The sequence below is a fragment of the Pseudomonadota bacterium genome, from assembly GCA_027620075.1.
In the GTDB taxonomy this organism is placed as follows: Bacteria; Pseudomonadota; Alphaproteobacteria; order Rickettsiales; family UBA6187; genus 1-14-0-20-39-49.
Map to the genome: position 1 here is coordinate 62531 of JAQCEY010000008.1, position 24914 is coordinate 87444.

The following is a 24914-nucleotide window of genomic DNA, read 5'->3' on the forward strand; positions in this document are numbered from 1 at the left end:
TTTAACAAAGTTTTTTCATGAGCAACGGCTCAATGTCAGCGTTTGATGCAATGATACTATTGTTTTCAAACATTTTCTTTTTACCGTTAATATCACAAACAACGCCCTTTGCCTCACTGATAAGCAGAACGCCTGCCGCTATATCCCACGGCTTTGCACCGTTATGAATGAAACAGTCGAATTTTCCTGCAGCGGTATATGCGATAGCCAAAGCAGTTGAGCCTATACAGCGTGTTGCCATAAATTCTTGTGTAATATCGCTATTTTCCTTGATGTCCGTACTAAATGACCCCACCGAAAGCAATGACTCGGATAATTTAGTTCTGGAGCTTACTCTTAATCTTGTCGAGCCGTTTGTATCAGCTGTTTCAAGCCACGCCCCAAGCCCCTTAGCCGCCCAAAAAGTTTCTTTTAATATAGGGGCTTCGGTTACACCTGCAATAATTTCCCTTTGACCGTTGGGTAATTTTTTTTCAAGACCGATAGTAATGCAAAAATACGGAAAGCCATGCATAAAATTGTTTGTTCCGTCTATCGGGTCGATAATCCAGCAATATTCCTCATCAGAGCCTTTAATAAAGCCGACCTCTTCGGATAGTATAGAATACCCTTCTCTTGCTTTTTGCAGCTCTGCGATAAGTATAGACTCTGCCTTTAAGTCGGCAGAAGTGACAAAATCTCTTGCACCTTTTTTTGAAACCTGCAAATTCTCCACTTCGTAAAAGTCCCGCACCACACGTCTTGATGCCTTACGAATGGCGTCCATCATTATCTTTACTACCGCAGGGTATGTTTCCATAAATTATTAATCCTTTGCTCTTTCAACATACTGACCGTCAGCAGTTTTTACTAAAACACGGTTGCCTGCCTCAACAAAGGTAGGAACCATTATCCTGACGCCGTTGGAAAGAATGGCAGGTTTATTAGAAGATGCTGCCGTCTGACCTTTCACCACGGCATCTGCCTCAACCACTTCAACCACCACTTCTTCAGGCAATTCAACTGCAATCGGTTTGTTTTCATAGCTAACAACCGTAATCATCATTTCATCTTGCAAGAATGCCACAGGCTCACCTACTAAATCAATAGGAACATGCACCTGCTCATAACTATCTAAGTCCATAAGGACAAGCTCCTCGCCTTCAGTATATAGATATTGATATTCTTTTTCGTCAAGATGTGCGCGTTCAACATCTTCGCTTGACCTGAACCTTTCATTAAGCTTAGTACCGCTTTGTATGTCTTTCATTTCAGTCTGAATATACGCACCGCCTTTTCCCGGTTGCGTGTGGGATATTTTTGAAACAACCCATAGCCTATTATTATAAACAAGAACATTACCCGGACGGATATTATTTGCACTCATTTTCATATTTGTAACTCCAAAACCAATAGATATTTTATCAGTTGCACATCATATGCAAAACAATAAATTTAACAATCTATATTTTAGGGATTATTAAATCGGCTGTTTTCGTTAATTGTAAATAAAAGTATCTGCATGGCTAATAAACACTATCTTCTGAGTCAATTTTGATTTGAGCCTGAAAAGTTGTTTGCCTTTGCATGGTGGGAGTAAAAACTCAGTCCTGCGGGGGGCTTTTTAATCAATAACCTTCAAAACATTCTCAGGCGGTCTGCCTATTGCTGCTTTTGAACCGTTTACTACAATAGGGCGTTCAATAACTTTCGGATTTTTTTGCATTAAGGAAATTATTTCATCTTCGGACAGGTTGTTATTATCAAAGCCTGCCTCTTTATATATATCCTCTTTTTTACGTAGGATATCCCTTGCACTTATACCAAGCGATTTTATAATTTTTTTTATCTCGTCTTTAGAAGGAGTATCCGCAAGATATTCGACCACTTCAGGCTCAACCCCGTTATCCTTTAGAAGCTGTAAAGTCTGACGGGATTTTGAACATCTGGGATTATGATATATAACAACACTCATACTTTATCCGTTACATTTAAACATTATTCAATATATATCCCAATATAAGTATTTGGGGCAAGGTTACAAGGGGTAAAAACATAGAAATCTTCCATGATTTTGTAGTTTCCTTTAGTGACATAATTTCGGTGTAGTCAGTTGAAACACCCGCCATCAGGAAGGTGAAAGTATTACCCGGTGCCTTTCCCCTATTCATTATATCGGCAGCTATCGGAGTTGAACCTTCCGAACAAACTTCTATTATCGTTGCCGCAACTAAAGTTAAAAGCAGACCTGCAACAGTCGGTCCGAATAATGCGTGAAAGTTATCCGCAGATACAAAAGTTCTTATCAAAGCCGCTAGCAAAACACCAAACAATATCCAGCGTACTATCATTCGTGAACTTTTTACTCCTGAAATCAAAACATCTTTGATAAATAACATGTTAATATCAGACATTGAAAATTGTTTTTTAATTTCTTTGAAAAAATCAAAATTATCAGGCAAATCTATTTTATTAGGATTTTGCGGAAGAATCTTTTTGTCTTCCAACTTGTTAAATATAACCCCCGAAATAACGGCAATGACAAAAGACAGCAACAGAAACGTTAATGTCCATTTGAATCCGACTAATGCAAAAAGTATGAATGTTAATGAAAAAGAATTCCATGGGCTGGCTATTAAAAAAGCCATCGTCTGACCAAGGCTTGCCCCTCTTTCATATAATTTCATTCCTACAAGCAATATACCGTGACTGCATAAGTCCAGCAACACGCCCGCACATGTGGCACGCAATATAGAGCCTAGCCCTCTTTTACTACCCAATACCGATATTACGAAATCACGTGGTATTTTATCAAGAATCCCTACAAATATAATGCCGAGAAGAACTCCCCACCACATCTTGTTGAGCAACTCGAAAACCGCACCGGACATATCATTTAAAATTGACATATCAGATATTTGAGCTGAAAACATCAAGTGAAAAAAATATAACGGGACAATACATATTATGCTTCCCCATAATATAATATCTAGCTTCTTTTTTTCGCTATGACAGTGTCCCATAAAACCAACACTCTATGCGTCAAGGTTAGATACCTTCAACGCATTTTCCTGAATGAAATCACGGCGAGGCTCAACAACACCGCCCATCAATGTAGAGAATACTTCTTCAGCTTCATCAACATCACCTACCCTTACCTGCAATAACGTCCTGTTATCAGGGTTCAAAGTAGTTTCCCATAGCTGATCGGGATTCATTTCTCCAAGTCCCTTAAAGCGTTGAACAGTCATGCCTTTACGCCCTGCTTCCATAATTTCGTTATAAAGCATTGAAGGTGTATCGACAGGAGTCGAGCCGTTTTTAGTTTCCAACAAAACACGCCCCTCGAACACTCCGTCAAGCTCTTTAATTACGGAATTGATTTTTGCCGCCTCAGGCGTAGATAAAGTACCCTTATCTAAAGTCTGAGTTTCGGTAACCCCTCTTAACAGCCTTGTAAGTACAAGCTCGCCTTTTTCGTTTAAGCTTCCTTCCCAACAGCCGAGTATAGGGTCATTTATACTTTCATTAAGCCCGTCTGCTACTTTCTTGGCTTTTTCCGCATTACCCAAAGATTCTTCATTTAATGCATTTGCCAATGCCGCCGCCTGAACTATTTCAGCAGGGGCACGCCTTGTAAGCGTCTTTACCTGATTAACAAACTCCGCTGATTTTTTAATAATATCTTTCAAATCGTTACCGGCTCTTTGTTCACCGTCCGACCTTCTTAAAACCGCTCCGTCCATAGCGGAATCTATCAGATAATTTTGCAGTTCTTTTTCATCTTTTAAATAAACCGCCTTATTACCCCTGCGAATCCTGTATAAAGGAGGTTGGGCAACATATAAATATCCTTTTTCTATAAGTTCGGGCATCTGGCGGTAGAAAAATGTTAAAATCAGCGTCCTGATATGAGCACCGTCAACGTCCGCATCCGTCATTATAACGACTTTGTGGTAACGAGCTTTCTCAATGTCAAAATCATCTCGCCCTATTCCCGTACCAAGTGCAGTTATCAAAGTGCCTATTTCCTGCGAGGATAGCATCTTATCGAACCTTGCACGCTCTACGTTCAATATCTTACCGCGAAGAGGCAATATTGCCTGATTTTTTCTGCTTCTTCCCTGTTTAGCAGAACCGCCTGCCGAATCCCCCTCCACTATAAATATTTCAGAAAGAGCGGGGTCTTTTTCCTGACAATCTGCGAGTTTTCCGGGTAGGTTTGAAATATCAAGGCTTGTTTTTCTACGTGTTAAATCACGTGCTTTCCGAGCTGCCTCACGTGCTATTGCAGCTTCAACCGACTTATTAACTATTATTTTAGCTTCACCCGGATTTTCTTCAAGCCACTGGGACAGTTTTTCATATACAACGCCTTCTACTACGGGACGCACCTCTGAACTTACCAGCTTGTCTTTGGTTTGAGAAGAAAACTTAGGGTCGGGAACTTTCGCCGATAATATGCAGGTTAAACCTTCACGCATATCATCACCGCTTAGGCTTACTTTTTCTTTTTTGAGCAACCCTGAAGAATTTGCATAATTGTTTATTGCACGGGTTAACGCACCTCTAAATCCCGCAAGATGCGTTCCTCCGTCCCTTTGACGGATATTATTTGTAAAACACAACACATTCTCATGGTAAGAGTCGTTCCATTCTAAAGCCACTTCCACACTAACACCGTCGGGAGCCTCACCGCTTACCACTATAACAGGGTGTAACGCCGTCTTCGTTCTATCCAGATACTTAACAAATTCAGCCGTTCCGCCATCATACTTAAATTGAGTCTCAACCGGTTCTTCATTCCTATGGTCTTTGAGAACTATATGAACGCCTGAATTTAAAAACGCCATTTCACGTATTCTGTGTTCTAAAGTGGAATAGCTAAATTCTATTTGTGTAAACGTCTTGTCGGACGGATGAAAAGTAACCCTTGTTCCTTTTTTGCCCTCAACATCACCCAATGTTTCCAGATGCCTTACCGTATCGCCATGCTCAAATCTGGCACTATACTCCTTGCCGTTACGCCAGATGGTCAGCTCCAGCCAGTCAGACAGTGCATTCACCACCGAAACACCCACACCATGCAGTCCGCCGGATATCTTATATGAATTAGAATCGAACTTACCGCCGGCATGCAACTGAGTCATAATAACCTCGGCAGCAGAAACCCCTTCTTCTTCGTGCAAATCAACAGGGATACCGCGACCATTATCCGTAACAGAACAGGAGCCGTCAGGATTTAAAACAACTTCTACCTTGTCACAATGACCCGCCAACGCCTCATCAATGGCATTATCCAGAACTTCATAAACCATATGATGCAAGCCCGTTCCGTCGTCCGTATCACCTATATACATTCCGGGGCGTTTTCTTACAGCTTCCAGCCCTTTTAGCACCTTTATGGAATCCGCACCATATTCTTCTATCGGCTTTGCGTTCTCTGTCATTATCGCTTGTACACTCATATTATATTAACTTATATTAACTTCTATTTTCTTAAGCTGACCTCAGCCTAAAAAACATACAGCCTAATCAAGCCAACCGCAAGGAAAATGAAAGATTTTATAATACAAATACAATCTTTTTTCAGTTAAAAAACTTAAACTAATATAAAACTAAATATACAGCGAAACATCATTGCCTTTTAGTAACAAATATAATATAAGAATATCTTAATTATAGTAATTTTGTATTTAATTTACCTATATTGTCATTCCACGAATTTTGTTAGTAGAACAAAATTATAGTGGAATCCACACTCTAAAAAGTTAGGAAACTTTTTAGAGTACGCAGATTAAATCCAAAGTTACTATGTTTTTAACTTCGGGAGCAAAATGTTCGGGCAGAATCCAATTCGCAAACCTGAAAAAGGTGACGGCTCAATATTACAGGTGCAGGAGATTTTTCCTACGTTTCAAGGGGAAGGGCCTTTTGTAGGTCACCCTGCAATTTTCATAAGGCTGGGCGGCTGTAACTTAGCTTGCGACTTTTGCGACACTGAATTTGAAACCTTTGCAGACAAATCTATAGATGAAATCGTTGAAACTGCAAACAACTTTTCAGGAAAGGGTAATAATAATTTCACTCATAAACTAATAGTTATAACCGGCGGAGAGCCTCTTCGGCAGCCAATAGAAAAGCTCTGCGAGGAATTGATAAATAACGGTTATAAGGTGCAAATAGAGACTAACGGCACATTATACCGCAATGTACATAAAGATGTCAGTATAGTTTGCTCGCCCAAGACAACAAATAATTACGCCCCCATTCGTGAAGACCTTCTGCAACGACTTGATTGCCTGAAATTTATTATCTCGGCAACGCACCCTCTATATCAGGACATAGGCGATGTGGGGCAGCATAAATATAATATACCCGTGTATATCCAGCCTATGGACGAATTAAACGCAAAAAAGAATCAGAACAATCTGGAATACGCTATAAGGCTTGCATCGAAAAACGGCTATAATATATCACTGCAAACACATAAAATTATCGGCATTGAGTAGAATATTTTATAATTTTAGGCTATCATTTTTATAAAAAAAATGCTATAATGCAAATTATGGATAAGAAAATTGTAACTATTTCATGTTTAACTCTGGTGTTTGTGCTATTTGCCAATAATGAGGCAATAGCTGCAGCTAATGCGTGCAGTTCAGGCTCATCGCAAGTATTTAGTCCGTTAACTTACTATATAGCTTTATTATATATGGCAGCTTGCCTGTTTTTTCCTCAGTTGAAAAACGCTGTCAAAAGACAAGTGAATAATATAAAAAATTCATTTGTTAAAGTGGAAGCTCCTACGGTAAAAGAATCAAACGTCTAAAGAAGCTAAGTCTTCAACCGTATCAATATCGGCTAAAGCCTCAAGGGCTAACACGTCTCCTAAATGCTCTATTTTTCGGGAAAGATTTTCCATAGTATCATTTTGGCTATATTCAACACTGACCCACAAATCTTTAGGAATCGGCTTGTTACCGCCAAACAGATAAAAACCGCCATCAAAGGTAGGGCCAAAAACAAATCTGCCTTCTTTGGCTATTTCAGCGGCACAATTTATATGTTCGGGGCTGATATTAGGACTATCCGAACCTATTAAAATTACATATTCATGCTTTTTAAGCAGTGAGGTATAAATATTATGCATTCTCTCACCAAGACACCCCTCCCCCGTATAAACAGCCTTTAGGCTTTTCCACATCGCCTTTTCAACACCGGCTTCCTCTCCTACCGCCCAATAAGGCTCTATAGATTCATCAATATTTAACAATACGTCCTGAACATTCTCCACCATAGTGAGATATACTTCTTCAGCCCTTTGCTTGCCTATATCCTTTGCCAATCTTGTCTTAATAGGGGAAAGCCCCGGAGTCTTTACAAAACATGCTACCGCACCACTCATAAATTTACGCCTTTCATTAATTTTTTCCATTCGGGAAACGCCTGTGACAGCCACATTTTCTGATGACGCATTGTAATATTAAGCCAACCGTTCTTTTTATATTTTCTTGAACTTGTCAATATAGTTCCACCCGTACAATAAATCTTAACACCTGCCTGCTTTGCGTGCCATACAAACAAATGATCCTCACCATATTCGGCGTTATTGGGAAAACCGCCTATCTTATCGAACAATTCTTTTTTGATACAAAACCCCTGATCCCCAAAAGGCGTCCTAAACAATTTTGAACGTAATCTTACACCTATCTCGTTTATTAGCATAAGATTAGGACCGTCACTCAAAAACCTTAAATTAAAATAATGAAGTCCTTGAGGGTATTTTTTTATTGATTCTTTTAGACTTATGTAAGCATCTTTTGTAAATCTGCTATCTGCATGCAAAAACCATATAAACTTTGACGAAGCAACATCAGCTCCGGCATTCAGGCAATTCGCCCTCCCCGACTCGGAACGTATCCATTTTACCCTTTTGCCTTTTAAGTTGCTTACTAAATCAGGCAATTCGTCAAACGATGAGTCCTTCTCCGAAACTGAAAATATTATTTCAGTACCATAAGGCAGTGCATCCAAATCAGGTAATAATTTTTTCCACTCTTTATCCCATGATGCTATGGGAACTACTACCGAGACCAATTCATTTACTTTTTTGGATTTCGAGAGTTCCTCTACATCTTCATCGATTATAACAGCATCAATATTCTTAACATTTTCTTCACTCATACCTCAAACCCTTAATAGATTTAAAAGCTCTTTTTTGTCATCTGACAACGTATCATAAGGCGTAACAACCGCATCTTGCAAACTAATTCTGCAACCGCAATTATTATCGGCAACTTCGCCACTTAGTATATTATTGAGGATTTCTTTTACTTTACCTACGCTTTTGCCATATCTTTTCATAACCTGCGACAAACTTACATGAGCCTCAGGCTCGTCCTGCCAGCAATCATAATCGGTTACTATACCTATAGTGCAGTAACACATCTGTGCTTCCCTTGCCAAAAACACCTCAGGGACATTCGTCATACCCACAACATCAGCCTTAACCGCATTTTTAAGAAAGAAGCTCTCCGCCCTAGTCCCTAGCCTAGGGCCATCAACGCAGGCATATGTTTTTTCTTCATGTAACTTTACATCAACGCATTCACTTGCTTTCTTCACAACAGATGTCAATTCTTTACAAACAGGCTCTGCACTTGAAATATGGGCGACTAGACCATCACCAAAAAATGTTTTTATCCTATTTCCTTTTATATGGTCAAAATACTGGTTAGAGATAACGATATCTCCGGGGGCCAGTTCCTTCTGTAGGCTCCCTATAGCCGATACGCTCAATATCTTTGTAGCACCCAGCTTTTTTAATGCCCATATATTAGCCCTGTAATTTACCTCATGCGGCAAAATAGAATGGCTCTTACCATGTCTTGGGAGGAAAAAAATATCCCTATCCCCGTATTTTGCATGAGTAATTACATCAGACGCACTCCCAAAAGGAGTCTCAACCGTTTTTTCGCCTACAATCTCTACTCCGTCTATGGAATAAAGACCAGTGCCTCCTATTATCGCCAACATGACTTTACCATCTTTTATTACAATCGCTCTTTTACGGCGTCAATATACTGCCGTGTTGTTAGCGGTTTAACGTCATCGGTTGCTATCAGGCTTAAATCTTTAGTCATCTGACCGCCTTCAACCGTATCTATACAGGCTTTTTCAAGTTTTAAAGCAAAGTCGTTAAGCTCTTTGTTATTTTCTTTTTTCGACAAAGCGGACAAAGCCCTTGTCCATGCGAAAATAGACGCAATAGGGTTTGTATAAGTATCCTTTCCTTCAAGGTGCTTTCTGTAATGCCTTGTTACAGTACCGTGAGCTGCCTCCGTCAACACGGTTCCGCCCGGCACTAGCAAAGTTGAGGTCATAAGCCCTAACGAGCCGAACCCCTGTGCTACCATGTCCGACATAATGTCACCATCATAGTTCTTACATGCCCAGACAAACTTACCTTTGGATTTTATAGCAAATGCCACCATATCATCAATTAGCCTGTGTTCGTATTTTATACCGGCTTTTTCATATTGTTCCTTATAACTATCGTCAAAAACCTTGCGGAATATCTGTTTAAAGCGTCCGTCATAAGCTTTTAGGATTGTGTTTTTAGAGGAAAAATATAAGTCCCACCCTTTATTTAACGCATATTCAAAACTTGCACGGGCAAAACTCTCAATTGATGCATCGGTATTGAACATACCCATAGCAACCCCTGCTCCGTCAAAATTATGTATTTCATGCTCTTGCGGCTCGCCACCTTCGGGAGTAAATGTAATTTTAAGACTTCCTTTGCCGTCTATAACAAAATTCTGAGATTTATATTGCTCTCCGTACGCATGGCGACCGATAGTAATCGGGTGTTCCCAGCCGGAAACTAAACGTGGAACGTTCTTACAGATAATAGGCTCTCTGAACAGAGTACCCCCTAATATATTTCTGGTAGTGCCGTTTGGAGAAACCCACATTTTCTTTAGCTTGAATTCTTTTACCCTAGCCTCGTCGGGGGTAATCGTAGCACACTTAACACCCACCCCATGTTTTTTTACGGCACTTGCAGCATCAACGGTAACTTTATCTTCAGTATCATCACGGTTTGGAAGTCCAAGGTCATAATATTCAATGTTAAGATTAACATATGGAAGTATAAGATTTTCTTTTATCATCTTCCACATAACACGTGCCATCTCGTCGCCATCCATTTCAACAATCGTGCCGTTTGTTTGTATCTTGGACATTACTCTACCCTTTGCTATAAATATTAATTTTTTGAACTAAACTCTACAATATGAATCCTACAATTGCAAACCCCTTCTAAGGTTTTAATTGTGGGAGTGTTCAATCAATATAGGTTTTTAAATTAAAAAAACGCCCCTGATTTTTCAGAGGCGTTTTTAATATTACCTAAAACTAATCAAGCGTATTACGCAGCCTTTTTAGTTTTTACTTGCTCTTTTTTTTTAGAGTTTGCGTTTTTAGATGCCTGCTCTCCTGTTTCGGGAATAGCGATATCGGCAGGTAACGAACCGGCGTTCATATCATTATACATCTTCAGGTTAAGTTTACCTTCTGATTTAGCAACGATACAGGTAGTTGCAGCATCACCGGTAACGTTAACGGCAGTACGCATCATATCAAGCAGCCTGTCAACACCTATAATAAGGGCAATTCCCTCAACAGGCAATCCGACTTGCGTAAACACCATCGCAAGCATGATAAGTCCGACACCCGGAACACCTGCCGTACCGATAGATGCAAGAACAGACATACCTATAACGGTAAGATATTGGGTAAAGCCTAACTCAATTCCATAAGCATTTGCAATAAACACAGTCGCAACACCCTGCATGATGGCAGTACCGTTCATATTGATTGTAGCACCAAGCGGAATAACAAATGAAGCAATTGAGTTATCTACACCGAGTTTTTCTTCGGCAGTTTCCAATGTAACAGGAATAGTAGCATTTGAGCTTGCCGAACTAAATGCAAATAATAACGTGCTACGCATTTTTTTCATGAATATTAACGGATTCAATCCGGCTATCATGAACAAACCGCTGAAAGTACCCACAAAGTGAATAACAAGAGCCGCCACAACGGTAAAGAAATATCCTGCCATAGGCATAATAGCCTCAATACCCTGTTCGGCGAAAGTTCTGGCTATCAAGCAGAATACACCGTAAGGGGCTAAAGACATAACGATATGAACCAAATCCATCATGATTACGTTAAAGCTAGCGATTCCTTTTGCTACACCTTTTCCTTTTTCACCGGCTTTAATAATTGCGATACCTAAAAATATACATGCGGTTATAACTTGCAGCATTTCGCCTTGAGCCATTGCACCGATTATATTACCCGGTACAAGTGCTACCATCACATCACTAAATGCCGGAGCTTCTTTAGCCTGAAAAGCCGCCGCTTTAGCATTTTCAATGTCAAACCCCTCACCTATTCCAAGCGTAATGGCAAGGATTAAACCGAATGATATGGCAACAACAGTCGTAAACATGAAAACGGCAAAAGCCTTTCCACCGGTCCGTCCTAAAGCTTTAAGGTCATTCATGCCTACTATACCTTCTACCAGAGAGCAGAATACTAGAGGCACAACCAACATTTTTAGCGACTCAATGAACATTTTTCCAAGTATATAAAAAATACCACCCGTTATATATGTCTGAATAAATTCAGATTCAGAGGCAAATTTATTTAAAATAACACCGACAACCAATCCTGCTAACATGTAGACGAGTATCTTCGTTGTTAGCGTCATTTTGCCTTTTGAACTTCCTGACATAGCAGTTTTCTCCGTTCTATAAATTAAAATTTTCAAAATTGAAAAACGATAAGTACATCATTATTCGCAAAATTTCAAGTACCAGTTACAAAAACAATTTTAGAGTTTTCCACAAATATAGATTTTGCATAAATTATATTACAAAACTTGTTCATACCTAGCCTGTTCGGGGCATCTAATAGCCTTGTATAATAAGATGCACAAGACTTCGTTTACTCTGCTTTAGTTATCAACTAAAGAGTTAATCAGGCTGTTTAAGACTAAAAATCCACTCTGTGTTGCTATAATATTTCCTTTTTTTTCTTCAAGCAGGTTTTCGTTTATAAGTAGTGCCAGTTGTTTGTTGTTCGTGATTATATCTTTTTTTATGCCTTCTTTGGTTCTAAGACCCATCATTATGGTTTCGTAATTTATTTCGTCTTCGCTTAATAATTCGTGCGTTTGTATGCCGTTTCCTTTTTCCTGAACGCTTTTTAACCAGCTATCGGGCGAGTGGATCATCATTATAGCCGTTTTGCCTTTAAGGCTTATTCTGCTATGTGCTCCAGCTCCTATGCCAAGATAATCCCCATAACGCCAGTATGTCATATTATGCCTTGACTCATACCCTGACTTTGCGTAATTAGAAACCTCATAAGCAGGAAGTCCGTTTTTCTCCATGATTGAACCTGTCAGATTATAAAAATCTGCCGATAGGTCGTTTTCGGGCATTTTGAACTTGCCCGACCTGTAATCACTATAGAACTTTGTGCCTTTTTCTATCGTAAGCTGGTAAAGGGATAAGTGTCCTTTTGCGTATGTTAGTGCCTCTGTAAGTTCTTTTTCCCATTGACTTAAAGTTTGTTCAGGGAGGGCGTATATTAAATCGAAGCTGTAATTATCGAATATCTGAGCTTTTTCTACTGCTTTTAAAGCCTCTGACGAGCTATGTTCTCGCCCAAGGAACTTGAGATTGTCATTGTTTAAAGACTGAACCCCAAGGGAAACCCTGTTTATTCCCGCCGTCTTAAAGTCGTTGAATTTTTTTAATTCAACAGATGTGGGGTTTCCTTCCAGTGTAATCTCTATATTGCTGTCAAACTTGGCTATTTTACTGAATTTACTGATAATTGCATCTGCGATAAACGGCGGCATTAAGGTCGGAGTGCCGCCGCCAAAAAATATGCTGGTTATGTTCTTGCCGGAAATATAATCTTTGAAATGTTCAATTTCTTTAATATATGCTTTATGCCACAGGTTAAAATCAATTTTACTTGCAACATGCGAATTGAAATCACAATAAGGACACTTTGACTTACAAAAAGGCCAATGTACATATATGGCTAGATTATTACTCATGCTTTAGAAATTTCTACCGATTTCTTCAGATTTTTGTTTGATAACATCATTGATTTGCTTGTCCTGCAAATCCAAGTCTGCTTTTTCTCTGGCGAATTTTACGGCATTGACGGTTTGTGTAGCACGTGCAAGAAGCGTTATCAGAAATTCTTTGTTTCTAATGCGAGAATTTTTTATAATGCTGCCTTTGGAGTTATCGTTAGCCCCCCGATAATCAACGTTAGGCCACATATCGTCTATTTGCTCATTACTAAGCTTTTTGAAGTGCTGATGCAGCATTTCAAGTTTTTTTAATATCTGAGAGCTTTTTATTACGTTATCGGTTTTGAAGCTTTTTGCTCTTGCTAACCTGTTCTCAATCGGAATACGGTTTTTCATTTAACTAACACTTTAAATTTACGATAGACTTATACCGGAACAAACTTCACGTGTCACTATATTTTTTATAAAAAACACTTATTAATCAATTTATTAAAAGCGTCAGCCCTATGGCTGATACTATGCTTTTTATCAGGTTCTATCTGGGCGAAAGTTTTGTCCATTCCATGTGCGATAAAAATAGGGTCGTAGCCGAAGCCGTTTTCACCTCTGGCGGGGAAGGTGATTATTCCTTCAACCTTTCCTTCAAAATTTTCAACTATATCGGTTTCGGGCAGATAAAGCGATAAGGCACAAACGAATTTTGCGCCTCTGTTCGGGCTATCTCCCATTTCGTCCTCTATACGTTTCATTGCAATTGAGAAATCCTTATCTTTACCCGCCCATCTGGCGGAATAAATACCCGGAGCATTATTTAAAGCCTCTATGCACAGTCCCGAATCATCAGCCAGTGCCGGTAAACCGGTTTTGTTTGAATAATAACGTGATTTAATTTCAGCGTTTTCAATGAAACTAGAGCCGTTTTCCTCCGGTTCGGGAAGATTAAAACCGGCAGCGGAAATTACCTCAACATTAAACGGCTCAAGAAGTTTGCTTATCTCTTTTATTTTTCCTTTATTCCCGCTTGCTATAAGTAGCTTATTTTCAGTGAATTTCGTCATTTAAACAATCTTTAATGCTTCTTTTTGTTTTTCAATAAGGTTTTTAATGCCGTTTTGTGCATATTCCATCATTTGTAGGAACTGTTCACTTTCAAACGGCGATTCTTCGGCAGTTCCCTGTATCTCGATTATTTTACCGCTACCCGTCATAACAAAATTAGCATCGGCATGTGCCGAGCTATCCTCAGGGTAATCAAGGTCAAGCACTACATTGCCTTTATATATACCGCATGAAACAGCCGCCATATCGTTAGTGAACGGTAATTTTGCAATTTTGTTTTCCCTGCATAATTTATCAAAGGCAAGGTGAAGAGCCACATACCCTCCTGTTATAGATGCAGTCCTTGTGCCTCCATCGGCTTGTATTACATCGCAATCCACTATTATTTGACGCTCTCCGATTGCTTTTAAATCAACAACCGAACGCAATGACCTGCCTATCAATCTTTGTATTTCTTGAGTCCTGCCGCTTTGTTTTCCGTTGGCAGCTTCTCGCCTTATTCTCGAAGAGGTGGAACCCGGCAGCATTCCGTATTCGGCAGTTACCCAGCCTGATTTATTGCCTTTCATCCAATGTGGAATATACTCATCGATAGATGCAGTACAAATAACATGGGTGTTACCGCATTTTATCAGACATGAGCCGTCTGCATTCATGTTAATATCCGTTTGTATCTCTACGTTTCGCAATTCGTCGTTCTTACGTCCTGATGGTCGCATATTAGTAACCTTTTGTTGATTGAATTTGTCATGGGCGAACTTGTTTCGGCATCTACCTTATCATGGTATAGATGCCGAAACAAGTTCGGCATGACAAAAATTAGAGATTTCAGTGCGATTGTTACAAATTCTATGCTTATTAAACCCTCCCTTAATTTATTATATGCTATTAGAAATTTTTAATTGAGAATCTTATTTAGTTCGTGTAGGGTCTATTAGCTTAAGTTGTCAAAACTTGCGTTTTTGCCATAACATGTTATAATATAACGATTATGAATAGTTACACTAAAAAGACCTTAATGAAAAATGAGCGTATATTATATAGTGCCAGAGGTCATTTCTTCAACTATTTCGGTGGTGTTGTGGCTATTATAATAGGGCTGCTGCTAACAGGTCTTGTTGACCCTAGAGTTCCTGAAAAATTGAAGGATAATGAAACCGTTAAAGAAATGCAGCAGAACATTGATAAAAAAAAATACACTATTAAAAAAAGTATTAGTGATGTTTTCGGAATTCTTAAAAACATTTTTCCCAAGGAGTTTATTAACTTATTCTATCAGGTAAGGGGACTATGGTTCGGTATTGTGTTTTTGTTTCTGGGTTTTGTCAGGTGTATAATGGTATATATAAAACGACAGACAAACGAATATTGTGTAACAAGCAAGCGAATTATATTTAAATTCGGATTTTTAACCACTGATACTAACGAGATAAATCTGGACAGGATAGAAGGCGTAAAAGTTCAGCAGACGGTTACAGATAAAATAGTCGGCAGGGGAGACGTTCTAATTAACGGGGTGGGCAGTGAATTCGTTGAGATGAAGAAGATTTCCGACCCTACTTCTCTTAGAAAAGCAATCCTTGAAGCAGTCAATAGATATGCGTCGGGTAGCTCTAAATAGAATTTTTTTATGATTGCCTCTTGAAAACACAACCATTGATGAGTAAATAATACATGGTGTTGTTTATTAATTAATGAAGTTGTAATTATGTCAGAAGCGGTAAAACCAAAAAAAAATGAAAATCAACCTTTAAATGAAAATCCCGAGGAAACAGTGCTTAATCATGAGCCTGAGCAAGAAGTTGCTAGCGATGATAATATCGAAAGCGAAAATGTTCCGGAAGAAGATGCTGCTGCAGAAGCTATAGTGCCTGAAAAAGAGGAAATAGATTATAATGCGGTTATTGATGACTTAAATGATAAAATTCTACGTACTGCCGCAGAAATGCAAAACATAAAACGTAGAGCAGAGCAGGATATGCAAAAAGCCCGCGATTATTCCATAGAAGCTTTCGCAAGAGATATGCTGGGTGTGATGGATAACCTGCACCGCACTACGGAAAGTATTTCCCAAGAAGATGCGGCAAAAGATGAAAAACTCAAGCTTATCATTGATGGCATTGATATCACAAAAAAAGAAATGGAAAATGTGTTTGAGCGTAATAAAATAAAATGCATAAACCCTGTAGGTGAAAAATTTGACCATAATTTTCATCAGGCAATGAGTCAAATCGAAGATGCCGAGAAAGATTCGGGGACTATTGTCAATGTTATGCAAACCGGATATGTAATAAAAGACAGGCTGATAAGACCGGCACTGGTCGTTACCGTGAAATAACATTTTAGCCACTTATCCATTTTATATAATCAATACAATATCAATCCGCCCCAAGGCAGATATATTATAGTATTTTTCATTTTTAAGACCCATGCGTAATTTGCCGTTACAATCGGTGAAAAACGTTTTATGGACAATGGATTTTAGAAGAAGTAACAAGAATCTTGTAAAACTTATTGTTCAGCGTCAAGGTTCATTATACCTTCCAAGGAGCATTACCGCTATGCCAAAGTTCTTCTAGGTGTGCTTTGTCTCTTGGGGTATCCATACAATGCCAGAAGCCCTTATGCTTATATGTCATAAGCTCTTTGTCCTTCGCAAGATTTTCCAAAGGAGACTTTTCCCAAATAGTAGAACTTCCATCTTTTATGTAATCAAGAACCTTATTGGATAGCACAAAATATCCACCATTTATGTTACGCCCGTCACTTGAAGGTTTTTCGAGGAAGTTTGTTACCATACCATCACTATCAGTTTCTATCTCTCCAAACCTGCTTGGAGCTTCAATTGATGTTAATGTTGCAAGTTTTCCATGTAATTTATGAAACTCAACTAGCTTCTGTATATTTACATCCGAAACACCATCACCATAGGTAAAGCAAAAAGTTTCTTCATCTTTTATATAGTCTTTTACAGCTAATAGCCTTCCACCGGTCATTGTTTCATATCCGGTTTCAACAAGCGTTATCTTCCATGGCTGAGAGCGATTATTATGTAACTTTATAGAATTATCAGACAAATCTATTGTAAAGTCAGACTCATACTCATAGAAGTTCAGGAAGTAATCTTTTATTATATTAGCTTTATAACCTAGGCATATTACAAAATCATTTATTCCATAATGTGAGTATGTCTTCATAATATGAATAAGGATTGGCATCCCCCCTATTTCTATCATCGGCTTTGGTATGAACTCGGTTTCTTTACCTATTCTTGTTCCAAATCCACCTGCTAAAATAACTGCTTTCATTTTTTACTCTTATTTTTTATTATTGTTGTCGATTTCTTTTTCAATAATTGTAATCGGAAGGTTTTGCACTTGCATATATATCCTTAATAAATACTCACCAATAATTCCTAAAAATATTGCATTCAAACATATTGAAAAAAGAATTAGAATCGCCGTTGTCGTAAAGCCATCTGGCCAATCAACATCTGTAAATATACGCAAGAGCGAATAAAAAAGAATCAAACACACCGTTATAGCTGAAGTGACAAAACCTACATAACTGGCAATTCTCAAAGGAAGTACTGACTGACTAACAATACCATCAACCGCCAAACTTAGAAGCTTTGTTAAAGGAAATTTGGTTTTTCCATGCAAACGCTCATCTCTTGCATATGGAACACCTTTTTGCTTAAAACCCATTGAAAAGACCATTCCTCTTATATATGGGTTCTTATCATTGGTCTTCTTTATATTATCAAGTATAACTCTGTCTATAAGCATGAAATCACCTGCGTCAACAGGCAGATTATAAGAGCTTATCTTGCTCATCATTCTATAATATACCTTACGTGTGGTATTTATAATTTTTCCTTCTTGGCGTTTGTTCCTTATGCCATAAACTATTTTGTTTCCTTGTTCCCAATGCTCTAAAAATTGCGGCAATAATGAAGGGTCGTCTTGCAGGTCGCAATCAAACTCAATTGCACAATCCCCCCTTGCCTTTGTGTACCCTGTGTATATAGACCTTTGAAATCCGAAATTGCGTGAAAATTTAAAAATGCGAATGCGTTTATCTTTTTTCGCTAATTTTTCAAATAGCACATATGTTTTGTCAGTGCTTGCATTATCAGTTATTACAATTTCAAAATCATATTTGCCAGAAAGGGTATCTAGAGTTTTGCATAGTTTCTTATAGTAAAAATCAACATTATCTTCCTCGTTTAGTACCGGAGTAACTATAGATACTAATTTTTTCTTTTTGTTAGTCATTTATTATTTTCCTCAACCCCTCATCTATAGATACGGTTTGCTGCCAATCCGGAAGAATTTCACCTATGTAAGGATTCATTATCTGCTTTGCGGCATACTGAAGCGTCCCCATATTTATCTTTTTAATATCATAACCGGCAATAGTTACATATTTATTAATAATTTCTTTTAATTGAATCTTATCACCTGCAACAAAGTATTTTTTATGATTGTTGTTAGATATACTGGATTGCGATAAATCATAAGACTTCAAATAAGCTGATATTACATCGTCGATATAAACGGGGCAAATAAACTGCTCTCCTGCCGTAGTATCAAGTTCCGCCTTATTAATACACGCCTCTTTTAAAAGCGAGAAAATCTTTTTCCTATTGTCTCCTACGCCATACACATCGCATAAGATTAGAGTTATGGCATTTAGCTCACCGCTATATGTATAATATTCTATTATATCCTCGAAAGCTTTTTTAGAAGCGGAATATAATGCTTGAGGCTTGTAGGTGTCATTATCGTTATATACCGAAAAGCTGCTAGTATTTATAAACGAAGGACAATTATACTCTGTGGTACATTCTAATAAATGCGTACCAAAACGAACATTAGAATCGATAATAGTATCAATATCATCTTTGCAATGCGATAGTTTTGACCAAGCTGCCAAGTGAAAAACAGCACTTATATCTTTATTAATAAATGCAGGTTCTAAAGATGATAAGCTACCATCATAATGTGTAATTGATACCGACTTGTCATCAGACGGCAAATAAGAAAGGTTAGAATTTTTTCTAGCAATTATACTAACATGGAAGTCATCTTTTAAAAGACGATTTGTAAGCTCCCTTCCAATATAACCACTTGCACCAGTCACAACTACTTGTTTTAACATTAGCCTAATTTATATCCCTTATAAAAATAGCATTGCAAAATTAGTTCAGCATAAAACATTTTATACAAAAAACTGACATCTTGCAATTTAAATGGTAATCTACAATACCTTGCCACAAGTAAAATACTGTGCCCCCATTGGTATCGGAGCTAGTATTTTATCTAATAATCTGAATATATTTAAGTTAATTGGAACAAAAAGAATGTAATTGCTGCGTATTTGCTCATAACCACATTCTTTAAATAAAGATTTCATTTTTCTGTTACTCAACAAGACCGCATTCTCATCAAGTGGGCATTTATTAACAATATGGCAAGTAACGGGATTTAATGGGTTATGTTCAAAAATTACTACCAAGCCACCCTTTTTGACAACTCGCTTCATTTCTTTTAAAAAATCCACCCACTGCACAGGCGGAACATGATGCATAACGCATATAGCATAAGCCATATCAAAGCTACCGGAATCATATGGCAGCTTAATACCGTCATAACAGTCATAATTTACCAATGGGTTATTCTTTTTTGCAATCTCTATAACTTCATCAGCCATATCAATTCCATTGAGTTTTATCCTTTCATTACTCAATAAGAACGGATGCATTAAGCCATGACCGCACCCAATGTCAAGCACGGCAAGCTCTTTAGATGAATCGAACTCTTTTTTTATTACGTTAAGAAGGTTATCGGCCTTTACTTTCGTAAAATAATCGTGAGACTGTCCGGTAAAAGAAATTGCCTCGCTTATCTGTTCGCTATAGTTATTTTTATAGGCGTTAAATTCTATATTATTTTTTTCATCAGGCTCATTCATTGGTATCTAATTCTTTTTCATAACCGCAATTGACAACTCCCACAGCACAACAATAAAACAAAAATGCTGTAGATAAAAGTCAAAAGAAATGATATTTATATTTAAAAAAAGTATTTAAAAAATGTTAAAGTCAGTAAAATCAACTTACAAAGGTAAAAAGGTTCTGGTTACAGGTCATACCGGCTTTAAAGGAACGTGGCTTGTTTTGTGGTTAAAAAAACTTGGTGCTGAAGTTATAGGTTATGCCTTAGAACCTGAGGATATAAGGGGCAATTTATATAATATAGCTGACATTGAAGGTAAGGGGCTTTTAAAATCCTATATAAAGGATATTCGTGATATTGATTCAGTTAATGAAGTCATTAAACAAAACAAGCCTGAAATAGTATTCCATCTTGCAGCACAACCAATTGTACGGAAATCATACTTCGACCCAATAGAAACTTTCGGCACTAACGTTATGGGAACGGCTAACTTGCTGGAAGCTATACGCAACATAGATAGCGTTAAGTCTGTTGTAGTTATAACATCAGATAAATGCTACGAGAATATGGAACAAAGGCGGCCATATAAAGAAGATGATAAACTAGGAGGGCATGACCCCTACTCTTCAAGTAAAGCTTGTGCTGAACTTGTTGTTTCTTCATATAGAAAATCATTCTTTTCCGATAAAACGCTACTGGCATCTGCAAGAGCCGGTAATGTTGTAGGGGGTGGAGACTTTGCACAAGATCGCCTTATACCCGACATTATAGAGTCTATTTCTAAAGGAGAGTCTGTTAACATAAGAAGCCCTAATGCTGTAAGACCTTGGCAACATGTTCTGGATGTATTGTGGGGATATTTAATTTTGGGTTCAAAGCTATATAACGATGACAAAAGCAGTGATTCAGCCTTCAACCTTTCGCCTGTTGATGAAAATTATGTTAATGTTGAACAGCTCACGGCCAAAATTATAGGTTCCTATGGTGCGGGTAATTATAATATTGAAAATCAGGGTGACAAATTACATGAAATGCAAATGTTATATCTTGATTCACAAAAAGCAATAAAAGAGCTTGGCTGGAAGCCATTACTTAATATTGACGATGTCATTGAATTCACATGCTCGTGGTATAAACAGCACATAACAAATAGCACTGATATTTATGATTTTACTATTGAGCAAATAAACCAATATGAATCTATCATTAAAAATACAAACTGATATCCTATTCAATCACTAAAGGATAGCTTGTTGGTTGTTTATTTACATTATCAAAAGCAATTATGTTAATTGCCTCATGGTCATTAGGAATAATAAGCCTGTATAAACTTTGCCCCATTTCATATCCCAAACTATCATATAAAAAATCAAACATATATTTTGCTGGCTGCCCCGCTCCAATTATATCGTTTTCTTTGTTAACTACCAACAAACACTCCCAAGGTTCACTAGCAGAACCATCAATTATTATCTCTTTATATTTAGGATTCCAGCTATCTTTATGATCCCACTTAATGTCTACTAAATGCCCCTTAACTTTCATATCACTTGAATTTGCATCTATTGAAGATTTGCTATGTATAACTTGTTCACACATATTCCATTTAGATGGATTATATGGAATATTTTTATACTCATTCAGAAAAGCAACTGATTTTTCAGAAGTCTTTGCCATTTCATCTTTACTTAAACCACTAATAAAAAAATTATATGCAAAATCTTCTTCAATTGCTAATGAGTATCTGTTCAGGTCGTTTAATTCTTGCGAGTATCTATATAAATTAAAATAAGACACACCTTTATTGTAAGTTAAACTCATAGATGCAATAACAGCTGATATAATTAGTATTTTTGAGTTTATTGATTTATTTTTTATAAATAATATGAATGCAGATATTAATAACAAAGCAGGTAAAGATTGATACCTGCTATACTGAACATAGCTTGCTCCTCCAGTATCAATTCTGGCGAAACCAAATGCAATAATGCAAAATAAACAATATATTGCCACACCTATCCAAAAAAGCTGCACCTCCTTTTCACGAACGTCAGAACTATTATTTAAATTCAGAGAGATTTTGAACATAAAAAATAATATGCAAGAACCCAACAAAGCAGCAATAGCAGCATTTCCAGCCGAAATTCCTGACATGATTACACCAAAGAATATAACCGGAAAAATATTAGAAATATGCTCTGTAGGTGGATTTTCAAAAACATTGAAAACAAATAAGGCACAAACAGAAACTACTAACACCCCTAAAATAGCAATAATTAAAGTATACTTAAAAGGTGGGCGATACGCTAAAAAATAAACTAGGATTAATGCTGGCAATACCATTATTCCTGTTGAATGGCTTGTAGCCGCTATGCCTCCAGACAAAATAAGTATCGGGAGATACAAAGTAGGCTTCTCTTTTCTATGATAAAAGCAGTAAAGTGTTAATACTGCCATAAGATTAGCAAGTATCCAATGTGTTCCGCTGTAACCATAACTAAAACTATCAATCGCAAGTGGCGTGAAGCTATAGAAAGTGATAAAAACAAAACTAATGGCACGCTTGTAGCTACAATCAAGAGTTTCTCGAGCCATTTTATAAAGTAAAGCTATTTGTATAAGAACGAAGAATATTGTAATGTATTTTAATACAAAATCGTTCCCTGCAAAAAATTTAATATTTAGATAATAGATTATTTTAGGTAATAATTGCAGGTGATGGTTTTGAGTTTCAAATACCTTAACAGCTGAAATTTTATTATCGGCTCCTAAAGATATTTTTATTCCTTCCCAGTAATCATTAACCGGTATATTGCTTCCATAACTATTTATTTCATACAATATAATTAAGAAAAATAGTGTTGCTAAAATATATAAGAAACTATTTAGTTTTTGGGACATAATAAACTTTTCTTACTTAGTATTGCGTCAAGGTATTATTTTCTTACGCAAGAATTATACTATTAAACGATAAGCTAAAAAAAATAAATAGATTTTTATAGACCCGCCCTGCCCTACTATATTAGTATCAGTGGACATTATCAAAGGTTTTTATTGTTAACAATAAAATTCAGCATGACAAAAATAACTAAATTCTAACGGTTCAACCATTAAACGTTCAGCTACGTTTTTTTAGTTATTGCCCGACATGCTTTTAGCTATGGCTTCGGCTATTTTTATACCGTCAACACCGGCAGAAAGGATACCGCCTGCATAGCCCGCCCCCTCCCCTGCGGGAAATAAACCGAAAGTATTTAGGCTTTGTAAGTTCTCACCACGCTTTATCTTTATCGGTGAAGAGGTGCGTGTTTCAACACCTGTAAGTACAGCGTCTTCTTTGTCAAACCCTTTTATCTTTCGTCCGAACTCAGGCAAGGACTCACGTATAGCCTCTATTGCGTAATCAGGCATACAAGTTGAAAGGTCTGTCGGTTTTACACCCGGTTTGTATGACGGGACAACCTCACCCAAAGATGTCGAAGGACGACCTGCGATAAAATCACCCACAAGCTGTGCGGGGGCTTTATAATTTTCTCCCCCTGCGATAAATGCAGCCGATTCCCATTTTCGTTGAAAATCAATACCTGCCAGAGGGTCACCCGGATAATCTTCAGGAGTAATGCCTACAACTATGCCGGCATTGGCATTGCGTTCGGCACGGGAATATTGGCTCATGCCGTTTGTTACCACCCTTTTTTCCTCCGAGGTTGCAGCAACAACCGTACCTCCCGGACACATACAGAAGCTATAGACCGAGCGACCGTTTTTTGCGTGATGCACTAGTTTATAATCTGCCGCACCAAGTATCTTGTTACCGGCAAAATCTCCAAAACGAGCCTTATCTATAATAGATTGCGGATGCTCTACGCGAAATCCTATTGAAAAAGGTTTTGCCTCTATATAAACACCACGGTCATACAACATACGGAAAGTATCTCGTGAGCTATGACCTATTGCCAGTACGACATGACTTGACGCAATATGCCTTCCGTCCTCCAGCATAACACCACGCACATAACGTGAGCCGTCATTTTTAGTTTCAATTTCTATATCAGTGACTTTTGATGTAAAATGATATTCTCCACCCAGTGATTCAATAGTACGACGGATATTTTCAACCATTTTAACCAGACGAAAAGTCCCTATATGTGGGTGTGCATCAGTCAGTATCTCAGCTGGTGCTTCGGCTTTTACGAACTCTACCAACACCTTACGCCCCAAATGACGGTTATCCTTTATTTGGCTGTATAGCTTACCGTCGGAAAATGTCCCTGCTCCGCCTTCACCGAACTGTACGTTTGATTCGGTTGTCAAAACCGATTGCCGCCATAGCCGCCAAGTATCCTTTGTCCTTTCCCTTACAACCTTGCCACGCTCAAATATTATGGGACGAAAACCCATTTGTGCCAGCACTAGAGCTGCCATCAGTCCGCACGGTCCGGCACCTATCACAATGGGGCGTTCCGTTAAATTTTCAGGTGCATGGGCAACGAATTTATATTCAGTATCAGGAGTAGGTTTTACATTATTATCCTTTGCAAAACGCTTTAATATGGCAGCTTCGTCCTTTAATTCTATATCAAGCGTGTAAACTAACGATATTGCAGATTTTTTTCTTGCGTCATGTGAGCGGCGAAAGACCTCGCAAGAAATAAGATTTTGTTCGCTTATACCAAGATATTTAACAACCGAATCTTTTATAGCTTCGGGACGATGGTCAAGCGGCAGCTTTATTTCAGTGATTCGAAGCATAGAATTACGGTTAAAATCTTTTAATTAAAAGTGTC

25 protein-coding genes are annotated in these 24914 nt (G+C 37.9%); 5 read left to right on the forward strand and 20 right to left on the reverse strand.

The features are described from left to right. Position 1: 1 nt before the first annotated feature. The 5 genes from O2942_09960 to gyrB form a co-directional block, all read right to left on the reverse strand. Positions 2-799, reverse strand: coding sequence for an inositol monophosphatase family protein (locus O2942_09960; protein MDA0782573.1), 798 nt, complete (start codon positions 797-799; stop codon positions 2-4). A gap of 6 nt (positions 800-805) precedes the next feature. After that, positions 806-1372 carry an elongation factor P gene (gene efp, locus O2942_09965; protein ID MDA0782574.1) on the reverse strand — a complete coding sequence of 189 codons (567 nt, stop codon included), beginning with the start codon at positions 1370-1372 and terminating at the stop codon, positions 806-808. Positions 1373-1603: 231 nt separating this feature from the next. Then, positions 1604-1954, reverse strand: coding sequence for an arsenate reductase (glutaredoxin) (gene arsC / locus O2942_09970; GenBank protein ID MDA0782575.1), 351 nt, complete (start codon positions 1952-1954; stop codon positions 1604-1606). A gap of 16 nt (positions 1955-1970) precedes the next feature. Beyond that, positions 1971-2888 (reverse strand): permease, encoded by a 918-nt coding sequence (locus O2942_09975; protein MDA0782576.1) that lies wholly within the window; start codon positions 2886-2888, stop codon positions 1971-1973. Positions 2889-3014: 126 nt separating this feature from the next. Further along, complete coding sequence (gene gyrB / locus O2942_09980; GenBank protein ID MDA0782577.1) at positions 3015-5429, reverse strand: DNA topoisomerase (ATP-hydrolyzing) subunit B; 2415 nt, start codon at positions 5427-5429, stop codon at positions 3015-3017. Positions 5430-5816: 387 nt separating this feature from the next. Here gyrB and O2942_09985 point away from each other — a divergent pair, with 387 nt between their 5' ends. Further along, positions 5817-6491: a 7-carboxy-7-deazaguanine synthase QueE gene (locus tag O2942_09985; GenBank protein MDA0782578.1), complete on the forward strand. Its 675-nt coding sequence runs from the start codon at positions 5817-5819 to the stop codon at positions 6489-6491. Positions 6492-6547: 56 nt separating this feature from the next. Then, positions 6548-6811, forward strand: a complete 264-nt coding sequence (locus O2942_09990) for a hypothetical protein (protein MDA0782579.1) — start codon at positions 6548-6550, stop codon at positions 6809-6811. Here O2942_09990 and O2942_09995 read toward each other — a convergent pair. The 9 genes from O2942_09995 to rph all read right to left on the reverse strand — a co-directional run bounded on the left by O2942_09995 (position 6800) and on the right by rph (position 14886). After that, positions 6800-7417: a TIGR04282 family arsenosugar biosynthesis glycosyltransferase gene (locus O2942_09995; GenBank protein MDA0782580.1), complete on the reverse strand. Its 618-nt coding sequence runs from the start codon at positions 7415-7417 to the stop codon at positions 6800-6802. The genes O2942_09990 and O2942_09995 overlap by 12 nt on opposite strands. Continuing rightward, on the reverse strand, positions 7384-8166 hold the full coding sequence (locus O2942_10000) for a glycosyltransferase (GenBank protein MDA0782581.1): 783 nt from the start codon (positions 8164-8166) through the stop codon (positions 7384-7386). Before O2942_10000 ends, O2942_09995 begins: the two co-directional genes overlap by 34 nt. A gap of 3 nt (positions 8167-8169) precedes the next feature. Next, complete coding sequence (mtnP, locus tag O2942_10005) at positions 8170-9018, reverse strand: S-methyl-5'-thioadenosine phosphorylase (GenBank protein ID MDA0782582.1); 849 nt, start codon at positions 9016-9018, stop codon at positions 8170-8172. 17 nt (positions 9019-9035) lie between these two features. Next, on the reverse strand, positions 9036-10229 hold the full coding sequence (locus O2942_10010) for an NADP-dependent isocitrate dehydrogenase (GenBank protein ID MDA0782583.1): 1194 nt from the start codon (positions 10227-10229) through the stop codon (positions 9036-9038). A 185-nt stretch (positions 10230-10414) separates the two neighbouring features. Then, positions 10415-11788: a dicarboxylate/amino acid:cation symporter gene (locus O2942_10015; GenBank protein MDA0782584.1), complete on the reverse strand. Its 1374-nt coding sequence runs from the start codon at positions 11786-11788 to the stop codon at positions 10415-10417. 222 nt (positions 11789-12010) lie between these two features. Then, positions 12011-13126 (reverse strand): radical SAM family heme chaperone HemW, encoded by a 1116-nt coding sequence (gene hemW, locus O2942_10020; protein MDA0782585.1) that lies wholly within the window; start codon positions 13124-13126, stop codon positions 12011-12013. A 3-nt stretch (positions 13127-13129) separates the two neighbouring features. Then, complete coding sequence (locus tag O2942_10025) at positions 13130-13504, reverse strand: hypothetical protein (protein ID MDA0782586.1); 375 nt, start codon at positions 13502-13504, stop codon at positions 13130-13132. Between the two features lie 65 nt (positions 13505-13569). Further along, the gene (gene rdgB, locus O2942_10030; GenBank protein MDA0782587.1) at positions 13570-14166 is read right to left on the reverse strand and encodes an RdgB/HAM1 family non-canonical purine NTP pyrophosphatase; all 597 of its coding nucleotides are present in this window, start codon (positions 14164-14166) and stop codon (positions 13570-13572) included. Next, entirely contained in the window at positions 14167-14886 is a 720-nt protein-coding gene (gene rph, locus O2942_10035; GenBank protein MDA0782588.1) for a ribonuclease PH, read from the reverse strand. A 272-nt stretch (positions 14887-15158) separates the two neighbouring features. Here rph and O2942_10040 point away from each other — a divergent pair, with 272 nt between their 5' ends. Together O2942_10040 and grpE are read left to right on the forward strand one after the other, a co-directional pair. Further along, the gene (locus O2942_10040) at positions 15159-15788 is read left to right on the forward strand and encodes a PH domain-containing protein (GenBank protein ID MDA0782589.1); all 630 of its coding nucleotides are present in this window, start codon (positions 15159-15161) and stop codon (positions 15786-15788) included. Positions 15789-15875: 87 nt separating this feature from the next. Further along, positions 15876-16505: a nucleotide exchange factor GrpE gene (gene grpE, locus O2942_10045; protein MDA0782590.1), complete on the forward strand. Its 630-nt coding sequence runs from the start codon at positions 15876-15878 to the stop codon at positions 16503-16505. 196 nt (positions 16506-16701) lie between these two features. Here the strand turns inward: grpE and rfbF are convergent, their stop codons facing one another. From rfbF to O2942_10065, 4 genes are all read right to left on the reverse strand, one after another. Next, on the reverse strand, positions 16702-17475 hold the full coding sequence (gene rfbF / locus O2942_10050; protein MDA0782591.1) for a glucose-1-phosphate cytidylyltransferase: 774 nt from the start codon (positions 17473-17475) through the stop codon (positions 16702-16704). 9 nt (positions 17476-17484) lie between these two features. Next, a complete protein-coding gene (locus O2942_10055) occupies positions 17485-18444 on the reverse strand; it encodes a glycosyltransferase family 2 protein (protein ID MDA0782592.1) in 960 nt (319 codons plus the stop codon). Then, positions 18437-19330 (reverse strand): NAD(P)-dependent oxidoreductase, encoded by an 894-nt coding sequence (locus O2942_10060; GenBank protein ID MDA0782593.1) that lies wholly within the window; start codon positions 19328-19330, stop codon positions 18437-18439. Before O2942_10060 ends, O2942_10055 begins: the two co-directional genes overlap by 8 nt. A gap of 99 nt (positions 19331-19429) precedes the next feature. After that, complete coding sequence (locus tag O2942_10065) at positions 19430-20143, reverse strand: class I SAM-dependent methyltransferase (GenBank protein MDA0782594.1); 714 nt, start codon at positions 20141-20143, stop codon at positions 19430-19432. A gap of 121 nt (positions 20144-20264) precedes the next feature. Here O2942_10065 and rfbG point away from each other — a divergent pair, with 121 nt between their 5' ends. After that, positions 20265-21350, forward strand: a complete 1086-nt coding sequence (rfbG, locus tag O2942_10070) for a CDP-glucose 4,6-dehydratase (GenBank protein MDA0782595.1) — start codon at positions 20265-20267, stop codon at positions 21348-21350. Between the two features lie 4 nt (positions 21351-21354). On the opposite strand, the gene O2942_10075 is transcribed toward rfbG, so the two are convergent. Both O2942_10075 and O2942_10080 read right to left on the reverse strand, forming a co-directional pair. Beyond that, a complete protein-coding gene (locus O2942_10075; GenBank protein ID MDA0782596.1) occupies positions 21355-23028 on the reverse strand; it encodes a hypothetical protein in 1674 nt (557 codons plus the stop codon). A 231-nt stretch (positions 23029-23259) separates the two neighbouring features. Beyond that, the gene (locus tag O2942_10080) at positions 23260-24879 is read right to left on the reverse strand and encodes an NAD(P)/FAD-dependent oxidoreductase (protein ID MDA0782597.1); all 1620 of its coding nucleotides are present in this window, start codon (positions 24877-24879) and stop codon (positions 23260-23262) included. Between the last annotated feature and the right edge of the window lie 35 nt (positions 24880-24914).

Excerpts from the sequence above, each read along its gene's own strand:
- O2942_09960 (MDA0782573.1), bottom strand. The coding sequence starts at position 799 with ATGGAAACATACCCTGCGGTAGTAAAGATAATGATGGACGCCATTCGT.
- efp (MDA0782574.1), bottom strand. The coding sequence starts at position 1,372 with ATGAAAATGAGTGCAAATAATATCCGTCCGGGTAATGTTCTTGTTTAT.
- arsC (MDA0782575.1), bottom strand. The coding sequence starts at position 1,954 with ATGAGTGTTGTTATATATCATAATCCCAGATGTTCAAAATCCCGTCAG.
- O2942_09975 (MDA0782576.1), bottom strand. The coding sequence starts at position 2,888 with ATGTCAATTTTAAATGATATGTCCGGTGCGGTTTTCGAGTTGCTCAAC.
- gyrB (MDA0782577.1), bottom strand. The coding sequence starts at position 5,429 with ATGACAGAGAACGCAAAGCCGATAGAAGAATATGGTGCGGATTCCATA.
- O2942_09985 (MDA0782578.1), top strand. The coding sequence starts at position 5,817 with ATGTTCGGGCAGAATCCAATTCGCAAACCTGAAAAAGGTGACGGCTCA.
- O2942_09990 (MDA0782579.1), top strand. The coding sequence starts at position 6,548 with ATGGATAAGAAAATTGTAACTATTTCATGTTTAACTCTGGTGTTTGTG.
- O2942_09995 (MDA0782580.1), bottom strand. The coding sequence starts at position 7,417 with ATGGAAAAAATTAATGAAAGGCGTAAATTTATGAGTGGTGCGGTAGCA.
- O2942_10000 (MDA0782581.1), bottom strand. The coding sequence starts at position 8,166 with ATGAGTGAAGAAAATGTTAAGAATATTGATGCTGTTATAATCGATGAA.
- mtnP (MDA0782582.1), bottom strand. The coding sequence starts at position 9,018 with ATGTTGGCGATAATAGGAGGCACTGGTCTTTATTCCATAGACGGAGTA.
- O2942_10010 (MDA0782583.1), bottom strand. The coding sequence starts at position 10,229 with ATGTCCAAGATACAAACAAACGGCACGATTGTTGAAATGGATGGCGAC.
- O2942_10015 (MDA0782584.1), bottom strand. The coding sequence starts at position 11,788 with ATGTCAGGAAGTTCAAAAGGCAAAATGACGCTAACAACGAAGATACTC.
- hemW (MDA0782585.1), bottom strand. The coding sequence starts at position 13,126 with ATGAGTAATAATCTAGCCATATATGTACATTGGCCTTTTTGTAAGTCA.
- O2942_10025 (MDA0782586.1), bottom strand. The coding sequence starts at position 13,504 with ATGAAAAACCGTATTCCGATTGAGAACAGGTTAGCAAGAGCAAAAAGC.
- rdgB (MDA0782587.1), bottom strand. The coding sequence starts at position 14,166 with ATGACGAAATTCACTGAAAATAAGCTACTTATAGCAAGCGGGAATAAA.
- rph (MDA0782588.1), bottom strand. The coding sequence starts at position 14,886 with ATGCGACCATCAGGACGTAAGAACGACGAATTGCGAAACGTAGAGATA.
- O2942_10040 (MDA0782589.1), top strand. The coding sequence starts at position 15,159 with ATGAATAGTTACACTAAAAAGACCTTAATGAAAAATGAGCGTATATTA.
- grpE (MDA0782590.1), top strand. The coding sequence starts at position 15,876 with ATGTCAGAAGCGGTAAAACCAAAAAAAAATGAAAATCAACCTTTAAAT.
- rfbF (MDA0782591.1), bottom strand. The coding sequence starts at position 17,475 with ATGAAAGCAGTTATTTTAGCAGGTGGATTTGGAACAAGAATAGGTAAA.
- O2942_10055 (MDA0782592.1), bottom strand. The coding sequence starts at position 18,444 with ATGACTAACAAAAAGAAAAAATTAGTATCTATAGTTACTCCGGTACTA.
- O2942_10060 (MDA0782593.1), bottom strand. The coding sequence starts at position 19,330 with ATGTTAAAACAAGTAGTTGTGACTGGTGCAAGTGGTTATATTGGAAGG.
- O2942_10065 (MDA0782594.1), bottom strand. The coding sequence starts at position 20,143 with ATGAATGAGCCTGATGAAAAAAATAATATAGAATTTAACGCCTATAAA.
- rfbG (MDA0782595.1), top strand. The coding sequence starts at position 20,265 with ATGTTAAAGTCAGTAAAATCAACTTACAAAGGTAAAAAGGTTCTGGTT.
- O2942_10075 (MDA0782596.1), bottom strand. The coding sequence starts at position 23,028 with ATGTCCCAAAAACTAAATAGTTTCTTATATATTTTAGCAACACTATTT.
- O2942_10080 (MDA0782597.1), bottom strand. The coding sequence starts at position 24,879 with ATGCTTCGAATCACTGAAATAAAGCTGCCGCTTGACCATCGTCCCGAA.